19 protein-coding genes are annotated in these 17036 nt (G+C 59.1%); 15 read left to right on the top strand and 4 right to left on the bottom strand.

The window, feature by feature from the left end; genetic code table 11:
• Positions 1-58: 58 nt before the first annotated feature.
• The gene (mdtH, locus tag AQ981_RS22220) at positions 59-1267 is read right to left on the bottom strand and encodes a multidrug efflux MFS transporter MdtH (protein ID WP_058913953.1); all 1209 of its coding nucleotides are present in this window, start codon (positions 1265-1267) and stop codon (positions 59-61) included.
• A 289-nt stretch (positions 1268-1556) separates the two neighbouring features.
• On the opposite strand from mdtH, the gene rimJ reads away from it, so the two are divergent.
• From rimJ to murJ, 4 genes are all read left to right on the top strand, one after another.
• A complete protein-coding gene (rimJ, locus tag AQ981_RS22225) occupies positions 1557-2141 on the top strand; it encodes a ribosomal protein S5-alanine N-acetyltransferase (RefSeq protein WP_058913954.1) in 585 nt (194 codons plus the stop codon).
• 9 nt (positions 2142-2150) lie between these two features.
• Complete coding sequence (locus AQ981_RS22230) at positions 2151-2801, top strand: YceH family protein (protein ID WP_058913955.1); 651 nt, start codon at positions 2151-2153, stop codon at positions 2799-2801.
• A 2-nt stretch (positions 2802-2803) separates the two neighbouring features.
• Positions 2804-3727 carry a Gfo/Idh/MocA family protein gene (locus tag AQ981_RS22235; RefSeq protein WP_058913956.1) on the top strand — a complete coding sequence of 308 codons (924 nt, stop codon included), beginning with the start codon at positions 2804-2806 and terminating at the stop codon, positions 3725-3727.
• Positions 3728-3929: 202 nt separating this feature from the next.
• Positions 3930-5465: a murein biosynthesis integral membrane protein MurJ gene (murJ, locus tag AQ981_RS22240; protein ID WP_058913957.1), complete on the top strand. Its 1536-nt coding sequence runs from the start codon at positions 3930-3932 to the stop codon at positions 5463-5465.
• 25 nt (positions 5466-5490) lie between these two features.
• On the opposite strand, the gene flgN is transcribed toward murJ, so the two are convergent.
• From flgN to flgA, 3 genes are all read right to left on the bottom strand, one after another.
• Complete coding sequence (flgN, locus tag AQ981_RS22245) at positions 5491-5901, bottom strand: flagellar export chaperone FlgN (RefSeq protein WP_058913958.1); 411 nt, start codon at positions 5899-5901, stop codon at positions 5491-5493.
• Positions 5901-6194 (bottom strand): flagellar biosynthesis anti-sigma factor FlgM, encoded by a 294-nt coding sequence (flgM, locus tag AQ981_RS22250; RefSeq protein ID WP_058913959.1) that lies wholly within the window; start codon positions 6192-6194, stop codon positions 5901-5903. The genes flgN and flgM overlap by 1 nt, the downstream gene beginning before the upstream one ends.
• A gap of 89 nt (positions 6195-6283) precedes the next feature.
• Positions 6284-6949, bottom strand: a complete 666-nt coding sequence (flgA, locus tag AQ981_RS22255) for a flagellar basal body P-ring formation chaperone FlgA (RefSeq protein ID WP_058913960.1) — start codon at positions 6947-6949, stop codon at positions 6284-6286.
• Between the two features lie 157 nt (positions 6950-7106).
• On the opposite strand from flgA, the gene flgB reads away from it, so the two are divergent.
• From flgB to flgL, 11 genes are read left to right on the top strand one after another with little or no spacing between them, the layout of a single operon-like run.
• Positions 7107-7523: a flagellar basal body rod protein FlgB gene (flgB, locus tag AQ981_RS22260; RefSeq protein WP_058913961.1), complete on the top strand. Its 417-nt coding sequence runs from the start codon at positions 7107-7109 to the stop codon at positions 7521-7523.
• Positions 7524-7526: 3 nt separating this feature from the next.
• A complete protein-coding gene (flgC, locus tag AQ981_RS22265; protein ID WP_058913962.1) occupies positions 7527-7931 on the top strand; it encodes a flagellar basal body rod protein FlgC in 405 nt (134 codons plus the stop codon).
• Between the two features lie 9 nt (positions 7932-7940).
• Positions 7941-8612, top strand: coding sequence for a flagellar hook assembly protein FlgD (gene flgD / locus AQ981_RS22270; RefSeq protein WP_058913963.1), 672 nt, complete (start codon positions 7941-7943; stop codon positions 8610-8612).
• 24 nt (positions 8613-8636) lie between these two features.
• A complete protein-coding gene (gene flgE / locus AQ981_RS22275) occupies positions 8637-9893 on the top strand; it encodes a flagellar hook protein FlgE (RefSeq protein WP_058913964.1) in 1257 nt (418 codons plus the stop codon).
• 20 nt (positions 9894-9913) lie between these two features.
• Complete coding sequence (locus tag AQ981_RS22280) at positions 9914-10669, top strand: flagellar basal body rod protein FlgF (protein WP_058913965.1); 756 nt, start codon at positions 9914-9916, stop codon at positions 10667-10669.
• A gap of 15 nt (positions 10670-10684) precedes the next feature.
• On the top strand, positions 10685-11467 hold the full coding sequence (gene flgG, locus AQ981_RS22285; protein WP_058913966.1) for a flagellar basal-body rod protein FlgG: 783 nt from the start codon (positions 10685-10687) through the stop codon (positions 11465-11467).
• Between the two features lie 44 nt (positions 11468-11511).
• A complete protein-coding gene (gene flgH / locus AQ981_RS22290; protein WP_058913967.1) occupies positions 11512-12207 on the top strand; it encodes a flagellar basal body L-ring protein FlgH in 696 nt (231 codons plus the stop codon).
• 11 nt (positions 12208-12218) lie between these two features.
• Positions 12219-13319, top strand: coding sequence for a flagellar basal body P-ring protein FlgI (locus AQ981_RS22295; protein ID WP_058913968.1), 1101 nt, complete (start codon positions 12219-12221; stop codon positions 13317-13319).
• Positions 13319-14263 (top strand): flagellar assembly peptidoglycan hydrolase FlgJ, encoded by a 945-nt coding sequence (gene flgJ, locus AQ981_RS22300; RefSeq protein ID WP_058913969.1) that lies wholly within the window; start codon positions 13319-13321, stop codon positions 14261-14263. The genes AQ981_RS22295 and flgJ overlap by 1 nt, the downstream gene beginning before the upstream one ends.
• Positions 14264-14322: 59 nt before the next feature.
• On the top strand, positions 14323-15981 hold the full coding sequence (gene flgK, locus AQ981_RS22305; protein ID WP_058913970.1) for a flagellar hook-associated protein FlgK: 1659 nt from the start codon (positions 14323-14325) through the stop codon (positions 15979-15981).
• Between the two features lie 12 nt (positions 15982-15993).
• Positions 15994-16959: a flagellar hook-associated protein FlgL gene (gene flgL, locus AQ981_RS22310; RefSeq protein WP_058913971.1), complete on the top strand. Its 966-nt coding sequence runs from the start codon at positions 15994-15996 to the stop codon at positions 16957-16959.
• Positions 16960-17036 lie beyond the last annotated feature (77 nt).

Here is a 17036-nt window from a genome sequence, read left to right on the forward strand (position 1 = left end):
CTCCCCCGTGACATGCTCCTGGTTTCGTGAGTATGGGGCAGAAACTCAGCGGGAGCAATTAACCGCCAGCTTTCACCAGCGGCGCGCGCAGGCGCTGGCTGTTGAACTGCCACCACAGGGCGATCAGGGTAATCAGCCCAATCACCGCCAGCATCACCCACGGTAATTCCGATATGTCGAGCGCCTTGCCGCTGTCATACAGCCAGCCGCCGCCGGCATAGCCCAATGCGCCGCCGATGGCCAGGCCCAGACGGCTGAACCCCATATAACTACCTCTGGCGCGGGCATCGGCCAGCGAGGCTCCGAGGGTTTCTCTGGCCGGTTCGGCGATAATAGAACCGATATAAAACAGGCAGATCAGAGTAAATAATTGCTGCAGCGTACTGGTAAAGCCTATCGGCAGCATACTCAGGGACATCAGCAGCAGCCCGGCCATCAGACGTTGTTCAAGGCGAAAGCGTTTTTCGCTCCAGCGGGCGATCGGGTACAGCAGGGTCAGCGAGAGTAGCGCCTCAATGGCGTACATCCATTTGACCGCCGCCGGCGTACCGGCGATTTCGTTAACCATGATCGGCAGCATCAGCATCACCTGCACCGCCAGCATGTAGTACCCGGCGAGGGTGAGGACATAGGTCACGAAACGCTTATCGTTCAGCACCCGGCCCATGCCTTCGCGCATCGGGGTACGTATTGTGGACAGTTTATAGGCTGGCAGCAGCCAGGCGTTAACCCCGGCGCAGGCGACAAACAGCAGGGCGCCGGCGCCGCATACCAGCCGGAAATCGTACTGCAACAGCCAGCTTCCCAGCAGCGCGCCGACCACCGCGCCGGCGCTGTCCTGCATCATCAGAATAGAGAAAAAGCGCCCGCGCTGGTGGGGGCGAACCAGTTTCACCACCAGCGCCGCCCGGGGCGGATCGAACAGGGTGCCGCCGAGACCGGAAAGAATGCAGGACAGCCATAATAGCCAGGGGTCATGGGCGACCGCCATGGTGGCAAAGCCGGCGGCGCGCAGCAACATGCCGGCGACGATCATCGGTTTAGCGCCGAAGCGGTCGGCGATAGCGCCGCCGAAAATGCCCAGCCCCTGCTGAACGAACTGGCGCAGCCCGAGGGCGATACCAACCAACAGCGCCGCCCAGCCCATCTGATCGACAAAGCGAATGGAGATCAAGGGGAAGACCACAAAAAAGCCAAGTACGACCAGCATATTATCGAGTAACAGAAAATACTTACCGAGGCTCCTTGCCTGCGACACCGGGGCCATGTCTCCACCTGAGATGAAAGAAGAAAATGAAAAATGCGCTTTTTCTATTCTCACCCGTTTGCTGCGCTTTTCCCAGAGGCGCGCGCGATAATATTTTTTTATCGAAACTGGAGATTGATTGACCAGTTTCATTAAAAAGATGTGCGATCGTCAGAAAAGCGCGCGTTGCCATTTTCACACTGTGAGTATCGGCAGGTATAGTTAATAACACGATGACAGTCTGCGTTTTTTCCGCCCTGATAATAGCCGGCCGGAATGAGACGAATAATGAAGAAAGGAGCAGGCAATCATGTTTGGCTATCGCAGTAATGTGCCAAAAGTGCGTTTAACCACTGATCGACTGGTGGTGCGTCTGGTCTATGACAGGGATGCGTGGCGTCTGGCGGACTATTATGCCGAGAATCGTCTGTTTCTGAAGCCCTGGGAGCCGATTCGCGATGAGAGCCATTGCTACCCTTCCGGCTGGCAGGCCCGCCTGGGGATGATCAATGAATTACACAAACAGGGCAGCGCCTATTATTTCGCCCTCTTTGATCCGGATGAAAAAGAAATTTACGGCGTGGCGAATTTTTCCAATGTGGTGCGCGGTTCATTCCACGCCTGCTATCTGGGGTATTCGCTGGGGGAGAAGTGGCAGGGGCAAGGGTTCATGTTTGAGGCCCTGAGCGCGGCTATTCGTTATATGCAGCGTACCCAACATATGCACCGTATTATGGCTAACTACATGCCGCATAATCAGCGTAGCGGCAATTTGCTGGCGCGACTGGGTTTTGAAAAAGAAGGCTATGCCAAAGACTATTTACTGATTGATGGTGTCTGGCGCGACCACGTATTAACCGCATTAACCACCCGTGAATGGAACGCCGGGAGATAAGGAGAAGAGATGAAATATCAGTTGAGTGCTATTGACGCGCGAGTCATTGGCTGCCTGCTGGAAAAGCAGGTTACTACGCCGGAGCAGTATCCGATGTCGGTCAACGGCGTCGTGACCGCCTGTAACCAGAAAACCAATCGTGAGCCGGTGATGAACCTTGCGGAATACGAAGTGCAGGAGACCCTTGATCAACTGGTAAAGCGCCATTTTCTGCGTACGGTAAGCGGTTTTGGCAATCGGGTGACCAAATATGAGCAGCGCTTTTGTAATTCCGAATTCGGCAACCTCAAACTTTCGGCGGCGGAAGTGGCTATTGTGACCTCGCTGCTGCTGCGTGGGCCGCAGACCCCCGGCGAACTGCGTACCCGGGCGGCGCGGATGCACGAGTTCGCCGATATGGCCGAGGTGGAAAGCACCCTTGAACGGTTAGCCAGCCGTGAAGATGGTCCGTTTGTGGTGCGCTTACCGCGTGAACCGGGCAAGCGGGAAAGCCGCTATATGCACCTGTTCTGTGGCGAGGTGGAAATGCTGGCGGCGGTGGCGGACAGCGTCAGCGAACCGATGGATGAATTGCTCAGTGAACGAGTCGCCCGACTGGAAGAAGAGGTTGAGGAGCTGAAAGCGCGGCTTGATACCCTGCTGGCGCGGCTGGGGGAATAACCATGTCAACGATACGGATTGGCATCGTCGGGCTGGGAAATATCGCCCGCAAGGCCTGGCTGCCGGTACTGGCGGCGGCGGAAGAGTGGACCCTGAGCGGCGCCTTCTCGCCGGGCCGGGAGAAGGCGCAGGCGCTGTGTGCGGCGTATCGGATGCCTTATTACTCTTCGCTGCGCGAGCTGGCCGCCAACTGCGATGCAGTGTTTGTCCACAGCGCCACCAGCAGCCACTATGCGGTCGTCAGCGAACTGTTGCAGGCCGGGGTGCATGTTTGCGTCGATAAACCGCTGGCGGAGAGTCTGTCGGACGCCGAGCGGCTGGTGGAGATGGCCGAACGTCGCAAGCTGCATCTGATGGTGGGTTTTAACCGCCGTTTTGCGCCGCTGTACCGGCAATTGAAATCGCTGGCCGACGGCGCTGCGTCGCTGCGGATGGATAAACACCGCGCGGACAGTGTGGGGCCCCGGGATCTGCGCTTCACGCTGCTCGATGACTATCTACACGTCGTGGACACCGCGCTGTGGCTCAGCGGCGGGAAAGGGCGGTTACAGAGCGGCGCTATCCTGACCAGCGACGAGGGGGAAATGCTGTTCGCCGAACATCACTTCGCCCATGAGCACCTGCAGATAACCACCTGCATGCACCGCCGGGCCGGTAGCCAGCGAGAGTGGCTGCAAATGGTGACCGACGGCGGCTTGTTCGACGTCACCGATATGCGCGAATGGCGCAGCGAGCAGCATCACGGTGTGGTATGTCAGCCGACTCCCGGATGGCAGAGTACCCTGGAACAGCGGGGATTTGTCGGCTGCGCACGGCATTTTATCGACAGCGTCGCCAACCAGACGGCGCCGGAAACCTCCGGCGAACAGGCGCTGGCGGCCCAGAGAGTGGTGGAAAAGCTGTGGCGCGACGCCATGAGCGAATAACGGGCTGTAACAACTCGCGGTAGTAATTCCTTTCCGGTTGAGTAGACTAAGCGCTTCGCGAAATGTAGCGGATGCCTGGCGACAGGCGTCCGGTTCGGCAATGAATACGGATATCACATCATTCAGGATGCATGGCAGCGGCGCCGGGGATGGGCTACCGCCAGCCACACAACTGCAGTCTGAGGAATAAAAGAACATAACAATGAATTTACTCAAGTCGCTGGCGGCAGTCAGCTCAATGACCATGTTTTCCCGTGTGCTGGGTTTTGCGCGCGACGCCATTGTCGCCAGGGTTTTTGGCGCCGGGATGGCTACAGATGCTTTCTTTGTGGCGTTTAAATTACCCAACCTGCTGCGACGCATCTTTGCCGAAGGGGCGTTTTCCCAGGCGTTTGTGCCGATTCTGGCGGAATATAAAAGCCAGCAGGGGGAGGAGGCGACCCGGGTGTTTGTCGCCTATGTTTCCGGGCTGTTGACTCTGGCGCTGGCGCTGGTAACGGTGCTGGGCATGCTGGCCGCGCCGTGGGTGATTATGGTCACCGCGCCGGGATTCGCCGATACCGCCGACAAATTCGCGCTAACCTCGCAACTGCTGCGCATTACTTTCCCCTATATTCTGCTGATCTCGCTGGCATCGCTGGCCGGAGCGATCCTCAATACCTGGAACCGTTTTTCGGTGCCGGCGTTCGCGCCGACGCTGCTCAATATCAGTATGATCGGTTTCGCGCTGTTTGCGGCGCCGCACTTTAACCCGCCGGTGCTGGCGCTGGCCTGGGCGGTGACGGTCGGCGGGGTGCTGCAACTGTTCTATCAACTGCCGCATCTGAAAAAGATTGGCATGCTGGTGCTGCCGCGCATCAGTTTTAAAAATGCCGGAGCAGTTCGGGTACTGAAACAGATGGGGCCGGCGATTCTCGGGGTCTCTGTCAGCCAGATTTCGCTGATCATCAATACTATCTTTGCCTCGTTTCTGGTTTCCGGCTCGGTGTCGTGGATGTACTACGCCGACCGTCTGATGGAGTTCCCGTCCGGGGTGCTCGGGGTGGCGCTGGGCACTATCCTGTTGCCCTCCCTGTCAAAGAGCTTCGCCAGCGGCAATCATGATGAATATAACCGCCTGATGGACTGGGGCCTGCGCCTGTGCTTCCTGCTGGCGCTGCCCAGCGCCGTGGCGCTGGGGATCATGGCGCAGCCGCTGGTGGTATCCCTGTTTCAGTACGGCAAGTTCAGCGCGTTTGATGCCGCCATGACCCAGCGGGCGCTGGTGGCCTACTCTGTAGGATTGATGGGGCTGATTGTGGTGAAGGTGCTGGCGCCGGGATTTTATTCGCGCCAGGACATCAAAACGCCGGTAAAAATCGCTATTGTCACGCTGATCATGACCCAGTTGATGAACCTGGCGTTTATCGGGCCGCTGAAGCATGCCGGGCTGTCGCTGTCGATTGGTCTGGCGGCCTGCCTTAACGCCGGACTGTTGTACTGGCAACTGCGTAAACGCGATATTTTCCATCCGCAGCCGGGCTGGAAAGGGTTTCTGGCGCGTTTGATTATTGCGGTGCTGGTAATGGCAGCGGTACTGGTGGGGTTGATGCAGGTGATGCCGGAATGGCATGTCGGCAATATGCCGTATCGCCTGCTGCGCCTGATGGGGCTGGTGATTGCCGGCGTCGGCGCCTATTTTATTACGCTGCTGTTGCTGGGCTTCAGACCGAAAGATTTCGCCCGGCGTACCCTGTAACTTTTCCCTGGCGCCGCCGACGGCGTCAGATAGCGATCTTTTTGCCCCCGGCGCTGGCCGGCGCCAGCGTCGCGGGTTTACCGTTGGCTCCGTAGAGCGCGGCCTGCTGTGCCGGCTGAAGTATCGCCAGCGCCCGGGCATTGCGATCCATCTGGGTATTCAGCAGCCAGCCGTTGTGCTGATTGAGCTCGCGTAGCCGGCGCAGGCGTTCGCTAATCTGCTGTTCGCTCGCCCCGGGGAGCGCGGTGGCGTCCTGGCGCTGTTGTTCCAGCCAGGCAAGCGTCGCCAGCAGCGCGCTTTTTTGGTTGGTGAGGTGCTGCAGGGCGCTGCCGTCGACCTGGGCGCCGCACAGCAGTCGCTGTTCACTTTCCAGCGTCTGCTCAAGTTCGTTGAGGGTGCTGAGCAACTGGTCGGCAATGGCGGATGGCGTCAGCATTATTTCCCCTGCAACGATTGTTGCGCTTCCTGAATCAGCGCGTCGGCGATTTTACCGGCATCCATTTTCAGTTCACCGTTGCGAATCGCGGTTTTCAGGGCTTCCACCCGTTCCATATTGATATCGCTGGCGTCGGACTGCGTCAGGCGGCTCTGGGCGTTGCTCAAAGTCACGCTGGCGCTGTCCGGCGCGGCGCTTTGCGCACTGCGCCCGGCCGGAACAGCGGATTCCTGCACTTCGCGCTGCTGGACAGTGCTGACGGGCTTCAGTGGCGACGTACGGTCGATACTCATGATATTCATCCTCGCCGCAGAATACGGCTCAATCTAAGTGACATTTTGCGTCGGAGTTAGGTTTTCTATCGGCAATTACCGCAATTACTTTATAACGCTGGCATATTAATCAGAATATTCCCACCATCGCCCACCCGTCCGCTGACCACCTGGCCCGAGTTCATCCGTACCCGAACGTTACCGGCCACGGCGGCATTATTGAGCGCCAGCCCTTCGCTATTGACGCTGAATCCGGCCCCGCTGGCAATCACCTGAACCCGCTGGCCGGCGGTGACGGCCCAGCGAGCGCGCACCATAAACGGCAGAATCGGCTGCCCCGCGGCGATATCGCGCAGGGTGATGGCGCCGGAGAGTCGATCGTCGCTCAGCAGCGCCCGGGAGGGGAGCAGGTCGAGACGGCCGCGCTGGCGCGTCAGGTTAGCGGCGTCGATTACCGTACCGCGCGCCAGCGGCGTCCTCGTTACCACATAATCGCCGGTTGCCATCACCTGTACCTGCAGGTAATGCGTCACTCCGTCGCAGCGCGCCTGTACGCTGAGCGTTCCCCACAGACGGCTGTTGCCCGCCAGGGTTAGCTGCGGCTGCGGGCAGGTCGGGCGCCGGGCGTCCGGAGTACGGATCGTCACGCTGACGGTATCGGCGATACCCTGTAGCCGGTCGCTGAAAAAACGAGTCAGGCTACGCTGTAGATCGGCGGCCCTGGCCGGCAGACTCAGCGTCAGCAGGACGGCGCTGAGGATGATGTAGCGTTTCATGACGAACTCTCCTGTAGCGGGCTGGCGACGATTTTAGCGGCTCGCCGTAGCGCTCAAGGCAACAAATAGCGCGCGATTTTGCCCTTATTCCTGCGATAAGCCATGTCGCGCGCGCATTAAGCTGTGCACCATCACCCGTCATGTCTGGGGAGGATTCATGATTGATAAACTGGACGCCGCGCTGCACTTCCAGCAGGAGGCGCTTAATTTGCGCGCCCGACGCCAGGAGATTCTGGCGGCCAATATCGCCAACGCCGATACCCCCGGCTACCAGGCCCGGGATATCGACTTTGCCGGTCAATTGCAGCAGGTGCTGCGCCGCGGCCGTGCGGAAAACGGCGGGCTGGCGCTGGCGGTTACCGCACCGGGACATATCGCCGCCCGGGCGCAGAATACCGTCGCCGAGACCCTGATGTATCGCATCCCCGATCAGCCGGCGCTGGACGGCAATACCGTCGATATGGATCGCGAACGCACGCAGTTTGCCGATAACGGGCTGCAATATCAAACCAGCCTGACGGCTATCGGCGGGCAGATTAAAAGCATGATGTCGGTGCTGCAGTCACAGGGGTAAAACATGTCACTGGTAAATATTTTTGACGTCGCGGGTTCGGCGCTGACGGCGCAGTCCCAGCGCCTGAACGTTGCGGCCAGTAACCTGGCCAATGCCGACAGCGTCGCCGGGCCGGACGGTCAGCCGTATCGCGCCCGGCAGGTAGTGTTTCAGGTAAATGCTGAACCGGGAGCGGCCACTGGCGGGGTGCGGGTCGCCGGGGTCGTGGAGAGCGAGGCGCCGGATCGTATGGTCTACCAGCCTGGCAACCCGCTGGCGGATGCCAGAGGTTACGTGCGAATGCCTAATGTGGATGTGGTGGGGGAGATGGTCAATACCCTGTCCGCGTCGCGCAGCTACCAGGCCAATGTGGAAGTGCTCAATACGGCCAAAAGTATGATGCTGAAAACCCTGACCCTCGGTCAGTAAGGACTCTGCGTGTCGATAGCCGTGAATGTTAATGATACCACCAGCGCCGGGCTGACCAGTACCGCGGGGAGCCTGAATACCAGCAGCGCCGCCGATCTCCAGAATAACTTCCTGACCCTGTTGGTCGCTCAGTTAAAAAACCAGGATCCCACCAACCCGATGGATAACAGCCAGTTGACCTCGCAACTGGCGCAGATCAGCACCCTGAACGGAATTGAAAAGCTCAATACCACCCTGGGGTCGATCTCCGGGCAGATTAACGACAGCCAGCAGCTACAAGCCGCCGCGCTGGTGGGACACGGCGTAATGGTGCCCGGCTCGTCAATTCTGGTGGGCAACAGTGCGACTACGCCGTTTGGCGTCGAGCTGGAGCAGGCGTCCGATAAAACCACCGCCACCATTACCGACAGCGGCGGCAAAGTGATGCGCACCATCGAACTGGGCGGCCTGAGCGCCGGCGTCCACACCTTTTCCTGGGACGGTACCCTCAGCGACGGTACGGCCGCGCCGGACGGCGCTTACAGCGTGACGATAAACGCCAGCAGCAACGGCGCCGCGCAGCTGGCCCAGCCGCTGACTTTTGCCCTGGTAAACGGCATTACCCGCGCCGACAGCGGCAGTTTGCTGGATCTGGGAACTTACGGCACTACCACACTGGATCAGGTACGCCAGATTATTTAACGCTCTGTGACTCAGGAGTAAAACATGGCTTTTTCTCAAGCGGTCAGCGGCCTGAATGCCGCCGCCAGTAATCTTGACGTGATCGGCAATAACATTGCCAACTCCGCCACCTACGGCTTTAAATCCGCCGCGGTGTCGTTTGCCGATATGTATGCCGGTTCGAAAGTAGGACTGGGCGTTAAAGTCGCCGGCGTGTCGCAGGATTTCAGCGACGGCACCACCACCAATACCGGACGCGGTCTGGATGTGGCGATTAGCCAGAACGGTTTTTTCCGCCTGGTGGATAACAGCGGCGCGGTTTACTACAGCCGTAACGGCCAGTTTCAACTGGATTCTGACCGCAATCTGGTGAATACCCAGGGGATCTACCTGACCGGTTATCCGGCCAGCGGCACGCCGCCGGCCATTCAACAGGGCGCGACGCCGGCACCGCTGTCAATCCCCAATACCCTGATGCCGGCCCGCTCCACCACCAGCGCCGGGATGGCGATTAACCTGAACTCCTCGGACGCGGTACATGACGCGACAAAATTCAGCGTTGAAGACAGCAACAGTTATAACAAGAAAACCGCGGTGACCGTGTATGACAGTCAGGGCAATAGTCATGACATGAGTCTCTGGTTTGTTAAAACGGCGGATAATGTCTGGAATGTCTACAGCCAGGATGCCAGCACCGGCGGGGCGGTTACCTTCACGGGCGGCATTCAGTTTACCGCTAACGGCACCGTTGCCGGGCTGTTGCAGGAAGATGGCACGCCGCTGACCGACGCGACGGGCAATCCGGTGACCGATCCGATCTTTACCCTGACCACCGGGGCGCTGAACGGCGCTATACCAGCGACCTTTACCCTCGATTTGACCGGCTCAATGCAGCAGAACACCGGCAGTAATGACGTGGTAGCGGTTAACCAGAACGGTTACGCGCCCGGCAGCCTGGTGAGCTACCAGATCAATGACGACGGCACGATCGTCGGTACTTACTCCAATGAAGAGACGCAACTAATGGGGCAGATCGTGCTGGCGAACTTTGCCAACCCGGAAGGGCTGGCGTCGCAGGGCGATAACGTCTGGTCGGCGACTAATGCCTCCGGCCTGCCGCTGTTGGGGGCGGCGAATACCGGCAATTTTGGCACTCTGACCAGCGGCGCGCTGGAGGCTTCCAACGTCGATCTGAGCAATGAGCTGGTCAACATGATCGTCGCCCAGCGCAACTATCAGTCGAATGCCCAGACCATTAAAACTCAGGATCAGGTGTTGAATACCCTGGTGAATCTGCGCTAAGCGACGGGGCGAAAAGCGTTATGGATCATGCCATTTATACCGCGATGGGAGCGGCCAGCCAGACCCTCAACCAGCAGGCGGTAACGGCGAGCAACCTCGCCAACGCCTCGACGCCGGGTTTTCGCGCCCAGCTCAACGCCCTGCGCGCGGTGCCGGTGGAAGGGTATTCGGTTCCCACCCGGGCGCTGGTGACGGCTTCCACCCCGGGGGTGGATATGAGCCCCGGCGAAATGAATTACACCGGACGCGCGCTTGATGTGGCGCTTCAGCAGGATGGCTGGCTGGCGCTGCAGAGCCCGGATGGTACTGAAGCCTACACCCGCAACGGCAGTATCACACGTAGCCCGACCGGGATGTTGACAGTGCAGGGAATGCCGGTACTCGGGGATGGTGGCCCGATAGCTGTTCCGGAAGGCGCGGAGATCACTATCGCCGCTGACGGCACGATATCGGCTCTTAACCCGGGCGATGCCCCGAATACCGTGGCGCCAATCGGCCGGCTGAAACTGGTTAAAGCCGATGCCCGGGAAGTCATGCGCGGCGATGACGGCGTTTTTCGCCTCACCACTGAAGCGCGCGCGGCGCGCGGGGCGGTGCTGGCGCGGGACGAGGGCGCCAGGGTGGTATCCGGAGTGCTTGAGGGCAGTAACGTCAAGCCCGTGGCGGTAATGGCCGACATGATAGCCGATGCCCGGCGCTTTGAGATGCAGATGAAAGTAATTACCAGCGTTGATGAAAATGAACAGCGCGCTAACCAGTTGTTGTCGCTCAGCTAACTCACGGGATGACTTATGATCAGTTCACTGTGGATCGCCAAAACCGGTCTTGATGCCCAGCAAACCAATATGGATGTGATCGCCAATAACCTGGCGAACGTCAGTACCAACGGCTTTAAACGCCAGCGCGCGGTCTTTGAGGATCTGCTCTATCAGACCCTGCGTCAGCCGGGGGCGCAGTCATCAGAACAAACCACGCTGCCCTCCGGGTTGCAGATCGGCACCGGGGTTCGTCCGGTGGCCACGGAGCGTATCCACACCCAGGGTAACTTGTCCCAGACCGACAACAGTAAAGATGTGGCTATCAAAGGCCAGGGATTTTTTCAGGTTCAGTTACCGGACGGTAGCTCCGCCTATACCCGGGATGGCTCTTTCCAGGTGGATCAGAACGGCCAACTGGTGACCGCCAGCGGCTTTCCGGTACAGCCGGCGATCACGATTCCTGCTAACTCCCTGAGTATTACTATCGGTCGCGACGGCGTGGTGAGCGTCACCCAGCAGGGGCAAACCCAGCCGGTTCAGGTGGGGCAGCTCAATCTGACCACCTTTATGAACGACAGCGGCCTGGAGAGTATCGGCGAAAATCTGTATGTCGAAACCCAGTCATCCGGCGCGCCGAATGAAAGTACGCCGGGACTCAATGGCGCCGGACTGCTGTACCAGGGCTATGTGGAAACCTCCAATGTCAATGTCGCCGAAGAACTGGTGAATATGATTCAGGTCCAGCGCGCCTATGAAATTAACAGTAAAGCGGTTTCCACCACCGATCAGATGCTGCAAAAGCTGAGCCAAATTTAATGATGCGCCGGCCAGATGGCCGCGCCAGCAAAAGAATACCTGTGATGCATAAATCTGGTTTTACCTGTGGTCCGCTGCTGCTGGTGATAGCGATGACCGGCGGCTGTGCGTGGATCCCCTCGACGCCGCTGGTTCAGGGAACCACCACCGCGCAGCCATTGCCTGGCCCCCAGCCGCTGGCTAATGGTTCGATTTTCCAGACGGCCCAGCCGATCAACTACGGCTATCAGCCGCTGTTCGAGGATCGTCGGCCGCGCAATATCGGCGATACCCTGACCATCGTGCTACAGGAGAACGTCAGCGCCAGCAAGAGTTCTTCTGCCAACGCCAGCCGGGACGGCAAAACCAATTTTGGTTTTGATACCACGCCGCGCTATCTGGAGGGGCTGTTTGGCAACCAGCGCGCGGCGGTGGATGCCTCCGGCGGCAATAGTTTTGCCGGTAAAGGCGGCGCCAACGCCAGCAATACCTTCAGCGGTACTCTGACCGTGACCGTCAATCAGGTGCTGGCCAACGGCAACCTGAATGTGGTGGGAGAAAAACAGATCGCCATTAACCAGGGCACGGAGTTTATTCGCTTTTCCGGAGTGGTGAACCCGCGCACTATCAGCGGCAGCAATACCGTCTCTTCTACCCAGGTGGCGGACGCCCGCATTGAGTACGTCGGCAATGGCTATATCAACGAAGCGCAAAATATGGGCTGGCTACAGCGCTTCTTCCTCAATTTGTCACCGATGTAAGCGAGGACCCGATGATCCGAGGTTTTATAGTACTGCTGCTCTGGCTGGGGTTGGCTATTACGGCGCAGGCGGAGCGCATTCGCGATCTGACCAGCGTTCAGGGGGTACGGGAAAACTCGCTGATCGGCTATGGCCTGGTGGTAGGGCTGGATGGCACCGGCGATCAGACCACGCAAACCCCGTTTACCACCCAGACCCTGAACAATATGTTGTCACAGTTGGGGATCACGGTACCGGCAGGCACCAATATGCAACTGAAAAACGTGGCGGCGGTGATGGTTACCGCCAGCTTTCCGGCATTTGCCCGCCAGGGGCAGACTATCGATGTGGTGGTCTCTTCAATGGGTAATGCCAAAAGTCTGCGCGGCGGCACACTGCTGATGACACCGCTAAAAGGGGTGGATAATCAGGTCTATGCGCTGGCGCAGGGCAATATTCTGGTCGGCGGCGCCGGCGCGGCGGCGGGGGGCAGCAGCGTACAGGTCAACCAGCTCAACGGCGGGCGTATCAGTAATGGCGCGATTATTGAAAGGGAGTTGGCGTCGACCTTCGGCAGCGGTAATACCCTGAACCTGCAACTCAATAATGAAGATTTCACGCTCGCCCAGCAGATTAGCGACGCGATTAACCGCTACAGCGGTTACGGCAGCGCTACGGCGCTGGACGCCCGGACCATCCAGGTGCGGGTGCCGACGGGGGGCAGCTCACAGGTGCGCTTTCTGGCGGATATTCAGAATATTGAAGTCAATATCGCCCCTCAGGATGCGCGGGTGATTATTAACTCACGTACCGGTTCGGTGGTGATGAACCAGGAGGTGATGCTGGGTAACTGCGCGGTCGCTCAGGGCAACCTGGCGGTGACGGTTAACCGTCAGCTAAACGTCAGCCAGCCAGATACGCCGTTCGGCGGCGGCCAGACGGTAGTCACTCCTCAAACGCAGATCGATGTGCGCCAGAGCGGCGGGGCGGTACAGCATGTGAACGCCAGCGCCAGTCTCAACAATGTGGTACGGGCGCTGAATGCGCTGGGCGCTTCACCCATCGACCTGATGTCGATTCTCCAGGCGATGCAGAGCGCCGGCTGTTTGCGCGCCCGGCTGGAGATCATCTGATGCTGAAAGCCGGCCCGTTACCCGATGGCGCGGCCTGGGATGCCCGGGCGCTGAATGATCTCAAAACCCGCACCGCACAGGATCCTCGCAGCAATCTGCAGCCGGTGGCCCGTGAAGTAGAGGGCATGTTCGTACAGATGATGTTGAAAAGCATGCGTGACGCGCTGCCCAGGGATGGATTGTTCAGCAGCGAGCAAACTCGCCTGTATACCAGTCTGTATGATCAGCAGATCGCCCGGCAGATGAGCGCCAGAGGACTGGGGCTGGCGGAGATGATGGTCAGCCAGTTGTCCGCGCCGTCCGCCGCGCCGGGAGAACAGGCTGGCGTCACGCCGCTGACGCTGGATAACGCTACGGTGACCAGCTATCAGAATCAGACCCTGACGCAAATGGTGCGTTCCGCGCTGCCGGATACTGCCGGGCTGGCGCGCCGCCTGCCGGAGAACAGCCGCGATTTTCTGGCGCAACTGACCGCGCCCGCCCGTGAGGCCAGCGCTCACAGCGGTATTCCACATCATTTGATCCTCGCCCAGGCGGCGCTGGAGTCCGGCTGGGGGCAGCGGCAGATTCGCACCCGGGACGGCGGGCCCAGCTACAATCTGTTTGGTATCAAAGCATCGGGGAACTGGCAGGGGGATGTGACGGATATCACCACCACCGAATATGAAAACGGCATTGCCAGGAAAACCACCGCCAGCTTCCGGGTGTATCACTCTTACCAGGAGGCCCTGACCGATTATGTGCGGCTGCTGACCGGTAATCCGCGCTATGCGGCAGTTGCCGGCGCCGCCAGCGCTGAACAGGGGGCACGGGCGTTACAGGAGGCCGGCTATGCCACTGACCCGAACTATGCCCGCAAGCTGACCGTCATGATCCAGCAACTGAAGGGGATGGGGGAAAATATTAGCCGGGCTTACCAGAAACCGATCGACGATCTGTTTTGATTCAAGTTTTAGCGCTGTGGGTCGATAACCCCGATGATATCTGTTGAGAAGGAGTCGCCATGTCAGGCAGCCTGATTAACAGCGCCATGAGCGGTCTGAGCGCCGCTCAGGTGGCGCTGAATACCGTAAGCAACAATATTTCCAGCTATAATGTGGCGGGTTACTCACGCCAGACCACGGTGTTAACCCAGACGCAGAGTACCCTCGGGGCCGGAGGATGGTCAGGCAATGGCGTCACGGTGAGTGCTATCCAGCGTGAATATGATGCGTTTATCAGCGGTCAGTTGAACGCGGCGCAGACCCAGAGCAGTGGGCTGACCAGCCGTTATCAGCAACTGGCGCAGGTGGATGACCTGTTTGCCGACAGCACCAGTAATCTGACTACGGCAATGCGCGGATTTTTCTCGGCCCTGACCACTTTAACCAGTAACGCCAACGATCCCGCCGCCCGCGAATCCTTACTGGGCCAGGCTTACGGGCTGGTCAATCAGTTCCGGGTTACGGACCAGTATTTGCGCAATATGGATAAACAGGTGAACAGCGCTGTTAGCTCCAGTGTGGCGCAGATTAATAGCTATACCCAACAGATTGCCGCGCTGAACGACAAAATCGGCCAGATGACCGCTGTAGGTAGCGGCGCGCAGCCTAATGATTTGCTGGACAGGCGCGATCAACTGCTCAGCGAACTGAACAAAATTGTCGGCGTTCAGGTCACGGTTCAGGATGGTAATAGCTGGAATGTCAGTATGGCCAACGGGATTACCCTGGTGCAGGGAGGACGCGCATCGGCCCTGGCGGCAGTTCCTTCCGCCGCCGATCCCGGTCGCACGGTAGTGGCGACGGTTGATAGCGTTGCCGGGACGCTCGAGATTCCCGAACAGCAGATTGCCTCTGGCTCGCTGGGAGGGGTACTGACTTTTCGCAGTCAGGATCTGGATAGTGCGCGCAATCAGATGGGACAACTGGCGCTGGCGTTTACATCGGCGATTAACCAACAGCACGCCAGCGGTTTTGATGCGAACGGCGATGCGGGAAGCGCGCTATTTACCTCTGGCGCCCCGGCAGCACAGGGCAATAAGCACAATGACGGATCTGCATCCCTGAGCATCAGCGTGACGGATAGTCGCCAGGTGCAGGCCAGCAGTTACCGCGTGGCGTACGGCCAGCAGGGCTGGCAGGTGACGCGTCAACCCGCGGGAACCGTGGTGGACGCTCAGGTGAGCAATAATTCGCCGCTGACCATTGAATTTGAAGGGCTGTCGCTGTCGCTGTCGGTGAGCGGTAGCGCCGCGCCGGGCGACAGCTTTACCGTTAACCCGGTGCGCGATGTGATTGCCGGGATGAGCGTTGCCATCAACGACGGCGCGCAACTGGCGCTGGCCGGGGAAAGCGATGCCGGGGAGAGCGATAATCGCAATGCCCAGGCGCTGCTGGATCTGCAAAACGCCAGCCTTGTCGGGGGCAATAAAACCTTTAACGATAGCTATGCCGGGATGGTGGCGGACATCGGTAACAAGACCAGTACCCTGAAAACCACCAGCGCCACTCAGGCAAGCGTAGTGACGCAACTGACCGAACAGCAACAGTCGATCTCCGGGGTTAATCTTGACGAGGAGTACGGCAATCTGCAGCGCTACCAGCAATATTATCTGGCCAATGCTCAGGTGTTGCGCACCGCCAGTACGTTGTTCGACGCCCTGTTATCCATTCGATCATAAGGAACTATTGCGATGCGGGTCAGCACCCAGATGATGTACGAGCAGACCATGGGCGGCATTACGCGTTCCCAGAGCGTCTGGCTGGCGGCCGGTGAACAAATGTCAACCGGCAAGCGGGTGAACCGTCCTTCGGACGATCCCGTGGCGGCGGCGCAGGCGGTGGTGTTGAGCCAGTCGCAGGCGCAAAACAGCCAGTATGCTACAGCGCGCACTTTCGCCACCCAAAAGGTATCGATGGAGGAGAATATTCTCGGACAGGTGACCACCGCTATACAGTCGGCGCAGGAGAAGATCGTCTATGCGTCGACCGGCACCCTGAGCGATAACGACCGGGCGTCGCTGGCGACCGATCTTCAGGGGATCCGTGACAACCTGCTGAACCTGGCCAACAGTACTGATGGTAACGGTAACGCCATCTTTGCCGGTTATAAAACCGATACTAAACCCTTTGCGGAAGATGCTTCCGGCAACGTGGTGTATCAGGGCGGGGATAAACAGGTCACCCAGCAGGTGGATAGCGCCCGCATCATGGTGATTGGTCATACCGGAAGCCAGGTGTTTGATACGCTGCCGGCGAACGCGGTGGCGGAGCCGGATGGTAGCGCCAGCGAAAGTAGTCTGTTCCGGATGCTGGACAGCGCGATCGATGCGCTGAACACGCCGCAGGCGGATCTTGATAACGCCGGCAAAGCGACGCTACAGGCAGCGGTAGAGAAAACTAACCGCGGATTACGCAACGCGCTTAACAACGTACTGACGGTGCGCGCCGGACTGGGGACTCAGCTCGATGAGCTGGAATCTCTTGACCAGGCGGGGGATAACCGCAGCCTGGCGCAGACTCAGCAGATGAGCGACCTGGTGGATGCCGACTGGAATGCCACCATCTCCTCGTATGTTATGCAGCAGGCGGCGCTCCAGGCGTCGTATAAGACGTTCAGCGATATGCAGTCGATGTCCCTGTTCCAGCTCAATAAATAAACCCTATTCGCTTTAGAGCATGTATCTTGCCGGAACATGCTTTATTTACCCGCTGGCCCGGATGTGCAGCGGGTTTT

This window comes from Entomohabitans teleogrylli, from assembly GCF_001484765.1.
Classification (GTDB): domain Bacteria; phylum Pseudomonadota; class Gammaproteobacteria; order Enterobacterales; family Enterobacteriaceae; genus Entomohabitans; species Entomohabitans teleogrylli.